The organism is Vibrio sp. 10N.261.45.E2 (assembly GCF_002875705.1).
GTDB lineage: Bacteria > Pseudomonadota > Gammaproteobacteria > Enterobacterales > Vibrionaceae > Vibrio.
In genome coordinates, this window is record NZ_MCZZ01000118.1 from 1 (window position 1) to 3,809 (window position 3,809).

6 protein-coding genes are annotated in these 3,809 nt (G+C 40.0%); 3 read left to right on the forward strand and 3 right to left on the reverse strand.

Annotated elements, in window-relative coordinates; all coding sequences use genetic code 11:
- Positions 1-30: 30 nt before the first annotated feature.
- Positions 31-201: a hypothetical protein gene (locus tag BCT34_RS24330; protein WP_157934860.1), complete on the reverse strand. Its 171-nt coding sequence runs from the start codon at positions 199-201 to the stop codon at positions 31-33.
- Between the two features lie 462 nt (positions 202-663).
- Between BCT34_RS24330 and BCT34_RS10460 the strand changes: the two genes are divergently transcribed.
- On the forward strand, positions 664-960 hold the full coding sequence (locus BCT34_RS10460) for a BrnT family toxin (RefSeq protein ID WP_076653983.1): 297 nt from the start codon (positions 664-666) through the stop codon (positions 958-960).
- Positions 953-1,162: a BrnA antitoxin family protein gene (locus BCT34_RS10465; protein WP_076653982.1), complete on the forward strand. Its 210-nt coding sequence runs from the start codon at positions 953-955 to the stop codon at positions 1,160-1,162. The genes BCT34_RS10460 and BCT34_RS10465 overlap by 8 nt, the downstream gene beginning before the upstream one ends.
- A 91-nt stretch (positions 1,163-1,253) precedes the next feature.
- On the opposite strand, the gene BCT34_RS10470 is transcribed toward BCT34_RS10465, so the two are convergent.
- Positions 1,254-1,937 (reverse strand): hypothetical protein, encoded by a 684-nt coding sequence (locus BCT34_RS10470; protein ID WP_102305279.1) that lies wholly within the window; start codon positions 1,935-1,937, stop codon positions 1,254-1,256.
- A 630-nt stretch (positions 1,938-2,567) separates the two neighbouring features.
- Here BCT34_RS10470 and BCT34_RS10475 point away from each other — a divergent pair.
- Positions 2,568-3,479, forward strand: a complete 912-nt coding sequence (locus tag BCT34_RS10475) for a replication initiation protein (RefSeq protein WP_076653985.1) — start codon at positions 2,568-2,570, stop codon at positions 3,477-3,479.
- A gap of 90 nt (positions 3,480-3,569) precedes the next feature.
- Here BCT34_RS10475 and BCT34_RS24560 read toward each other — a convergent pair.
- A partial coding sequence (locus BCT34_RS24560) for a hypothetical protein (RefSeq protein WP_206748117.1) occupies positions 3,570-3,809 on the reverse strand: 240 nt, incomplete at its 5' end.

The following is a 3,809-nucleotide window of genomic DNA, read 5'->3' on the forward strand; positions in this document are numbered from 1 at the left end:
AAAGGGGCGCTAACGCCCCCTTTACCCCCGTTAACTGCCCCTTCGGAATGGCGGAATGTTGATTGTCTGTCCTGCTAATTCTTCAGCCAAAGCTTCTTGTTCTTTTTTTAATTTCTTAGCGTCCTTAATTCGCTTCGCTTGTCTTTTCTCATACTCAAGTCGAAGTTTTTTTTCCTTTTTGTTTTTCTCTTTACTGTTCATTAGACCTCACAGGGTTGTTCCGATTTTAAGGTTTATATTGCATGACCTTATCAAAGACCTTCCTGGAAAATGAAATGCTGACGCACTCACTTCGTTTGTTTGTCGGATCGTACTCACTCATGAAAGAACTTCGTTCACTTCACGACTAAGCACGATCTTAAATCACAAACTTTCGGTTATGGGCGTTACGGTGTGATATTTGGGTGAGTCCAAAAGATGTTAATTCACGCGGTGAATCGCCCTGAAAGCGTCACAAACTTACAATGCCGCTTGGGTGTGCTTTGCCTTAGTTAAGTGTCGGAAATATTCGCTAAGAGCGTTTGAGGCGATCTGGAGGGTGTTTCTGATAGCAAACTCGTGGATTTACCATAATAGGAATAATGAACACCCAATTAGTTGCTTCGGTTTCTATCTTTCTTGTTTTTAACTACAATGTAATTACGTTGTAGTTGTGGTGGTGATATGTCTTACTTAAATTTCCAATGGGATCTCAATAAAGCTGAAACGAACAGAAGAAAACACGGTGTTACCTTTCATGAGGCTCAGTCTGTTTTTTATGATGAGTTTGCCCGTATCATTCCAGATCCTGACAGTTCATTTGGTGAAGAGCGTTTCATTATTTTAGGTGTAAGTGAGGAATACAATACTTTGGTTGTTTGTCATTGCTATCGTGGTGAGGATGAGAAAATCAGAATAATATCAGCCAGAAAAGCAGAGAAACGAGAACGAAAACAATATGAGGATTGCCGTTATGCGTGAACAGTATGATTTTTCTAACTCAGTAGCTAACCCTTATGTGAAAAAGTCAAAGAAGCAGATAACGATAAGATTAGATGAAGATGTTATTAGCTACTTCAAAGAGCTTTCCGACAAAAATGGAGTTCCTTACCAGAACTTAATGAATCTCTACTTGAAAGATTGTGCATCTAAACATAAAGAGTTGAAGATGGATTGGCAGTAGCCACTACAAATCGAATTTAGATACAAGAATGGCTCCCTATTGGGAGCCATTCTTGTTTTATGAAGTTAATCCATTGAGCACGATCGGAATATTACTGCCCGCTTTTGGACTCTGAAGACTTGCTAGTTTCTTTTCCATTACCTGCGGAAGACTGACCAGTCGATGTTGTTTTTATACCCGGAGCCATTTGCATTGATGGTATGTCAGCACTTGCTGTTGCTAGCTTTCCACTCGGGGCAGTTTGCATTCTTAACATATCTGCGCTATCTGTCACTATGGCATTATGGATTGTTTTTTTGTTGGACATTGTTTGATTCTCGATATTTAGAGTTACAAAAAGAACTACAAATGTTATTGCGAAGCAAAAAAAGATACCAGTGGTTATATTGAGATATGAGTTAAATTTTAGGTATGGATTGCTTTCGGCTTCTGCGCTTACTAAAGCTTGAATGTAGTATCTCTCAGCAATTTCTAGTTGCTTACTTATTGCTTTATTGCTGATCTGATAGGCTATTATTGATGATATTACGGTTATTAAAAATAAAAACCATGAGGCCTGTATAAGAAGCAAATACGAAGATTTTTCTAGTGGTGTGATGAAACGTATCGCGGTTAAAGATAATGCTAGACCAGAAGCTGATAGGGATAAAACCGCCTTATCATAGCCTTCATTATTAAAGAGTTGCCGTTTAGAAAGTTCCTCTCGGAATTTGTCGTATATTTCTTTGCTTTCCTTCTGTTCTTCCTCTGTACGGGTAAATCTTTCATTGCTCAAATATAACTCCTTTGAAGTTGATGTGTGGTCATTCTAGATAGGATTATAACAGTATGCTTGTGTCATTATATTTAACGTAACTACACTTAGTGCGAACTCAGATTTAGATACAAGAACGGCTCCCTATTGGGAGCCGTTCTTCGTTGCGTCTTCGGTAATTAATAACGCTCCCCCCCTTATTTATATAACTGTCAGGTTTTTTCTCCCAAATCTAGGGTATGCAGTAAATTTTCAGGAGTGTCAGGTAAAAAATCACTCAACCACTTGCTATGTATGGCATAAAGCTCCATCAGGGTGCTACTTGAAAAGTAGGCCCTGAGGGAGCGAACCCAAAAAATGACAAGCTAAAATAAAAAGATTGTTGTTAGAACTAATAGATCGTTGATGTTGTTCGGAAATAAGATTTTGAATTGATAAGTGGTTATTTGTGATTGATTGTATTTTTAGGTGTTAGGGGGGAATTGCGAAGTAAGATGTTGAGGCGTAAGATAAACGCCAGATAAAGGAAAGCCCCAAACCTCGTACTAATCTTGGCAGATATCGAGAGTTAGGGGCTATGCACTATGGGATAATTATACCTAATGAGCTTTCAAAAACCAACAATTCATCTCTGCCTAAGTGTAGGTGTGGGTGGCTAATAATCACTTCGATGAATTTCATCTCGATCTTATCGAGTCACTACCCTATAAACCGTACTGCACTGACGAACTCGGTGTTACTTACATACGCCCTAAAAAGACAGCAATAACGAAAAAGTATCTTCAAGTTAACCAGCCTCATATGGTGAAATATCTAATTTTTGATATTGATCATCAGGGGGCGGTTTTATCGTGGTATGACAACGGGCTTGCTCCTCCGAATTGGTCTAGTAAGAACCGAGAAAATGCACACGCTCACATTGCGTATCGCTTGAAAGTTCCGTTCTGTACGTCTGATATCGCACATAGCGAACCTATTCGCTACGCTGCTGCGATTGAATCCGCAATGATTGAACGTCTTAAATCGGATCGTGGCTTTGCTGGGTTACTTACGAAAAATCCACTGCATCCGCATTGGCAAAATGAATTTTGGACAGAACACGAATACACGCTAGATGAACTGGCGGACTATCTTGACCTTAAAGGTCATCCGTTACGTGGTGTTGAAATATCAGGCTTAGGTCGTAATTGTGAGCTGTTCGATACAGCACGCCAGTGGAGCTATAAGGCGATTCGAGATTATTGGGCTCCGAACTACAAGCGTGACTGGAACTCGGCTGTATACGATCAAGTTGAGGCCGTTAACGCTCAATTTAAAGTACCTTTGCCTGTCTCTGAGGTGAAAGCTATAGCTAAGTCGATTGCTAACTGGACATACCGAGAGTTTTCGCCTGAGAAGTTCCGTCAGAGCCAAGCTAAGAAAGGGGCTAAAGGTGGTAAATTTTCAAAAGGTGGTGGTAGACCAAATGGTTCAGTGAATGTTGACTCTTTAAATCAGACTAAGCCTTGGGAAAATCTAGGGATCAGTCGGGCTACATATTACCGACGTTTGAATAAGTCGTGAGACAAAAAACAAGCCTTATCAGATAACAGCCCTTTTTGGGCTGTTTTGCTTTCTAGCACTCTGTTCTATTTATTGCGTTTGCTATGTAGTTTATTTCGATTTGTTAGAGCTGCTATATGCTTGCATGTAGAGCTTTTGCAAATCCGACAAGCGAAGCGCGTCAGAACTCCGAAAGCTATTAAAGCCATTTAAAACCTTAAAGTGGTTCACTTCTCTACTTAAAATCTTAACTGATTTCAGCCTAAAATTTATGCTAACCTGACCGCGCGCTTTTATTTTAAGCCAGCATACACAGAGTGCACTCGCTACGCTCGTTTCTCTGTGAGCTGG

Excerpts from the sequence above, each read along its gene's own strand:
- BCT34_RS10465 (WP_076653982.1), top strand. The coding sequence starts at position 953 with ATGCGTGAACAGTATGATTTTTCTAACTCAGTAGCTAACCCTTATGTG.
- BCT34_RS24330 (WP_157934860.1), bottom strand. The coding sequence starts at position 201 with ATGAACAGTAAAGAGAAAAACAAAAAGGAAAAAAAACTTCGACTTGAG.
- BCT34_RS10460 (WP_076653983.1), top strand. The coding sequence starts at position 664 with ATGTCTTACTTAAATTTCCAATGGGATCTCAATAAAGCTGAAACGAAC.